The sequence below is a fragment of the Phytobacter massiliensis JC163 genome, from assembly GCF_000321045.1.
In the GTDB taxonomy this organism is placed as follows: Bacteria; Pseudomonadota; Gammaproteobacteria; order Enterobacterales; family Enterobacteriaceae; genus Phytobacter_A; species Phytobacter_A massiliensis.
Genome location: NZ_CAEO01000203.1, coordinates 1 through 371 on the forward strand (window position 1 = coordinate 1; position 371 = coordinate 371).

Annotated in this window: 1 protein-coding gene; it reads right to left on the reverse strand. The window is 47.2% G+C overall.

Going from position 1 to position 371, the window contains the following annotated elements:
• Nucleotides 1–52 precede the first annotated feature (52 nt).
• Nucleotides 53–371: hypothetical protein (locus tag ENTHG_RS00220; protein ID WP_222860434.1), on the reverse strand; the 319-nt coding region annotated here is incomplete at its 5' end.

Consider the following 371-nt stretch of genomic DNA (forward strand, 5'->3'; position numbering starts at 1 on the left):
TTCCAAAACCGTTATGAAATCCCGCCCGCCGTTTTGTCCTTCCTGCCCGTATTCAGTCATAGGCCATCAGAAAGAAATAGCCTTTTGCCGTATCTGCGTCATTCAGGTCAATCCCTCCGAACACAACTTGAGCATCATCGCACGGCCGATACCCTGGCCAGTCGACCATTGACCAGCCGTAACCTTCCGGTATTCGTATCTTTCTGGCAACGATATCTCCACATGCATCAAGAACGAGATATTCCTCAATGATGACGCGTTCATCATCGGTATGACGCTTATTTGAAACGAGCGATATTGTTTTGTGGCCATCTGCAATGAGGGTATTAACCAGTTCCACATAGCCCATGACACTTCCTTTTCGTTGAAAT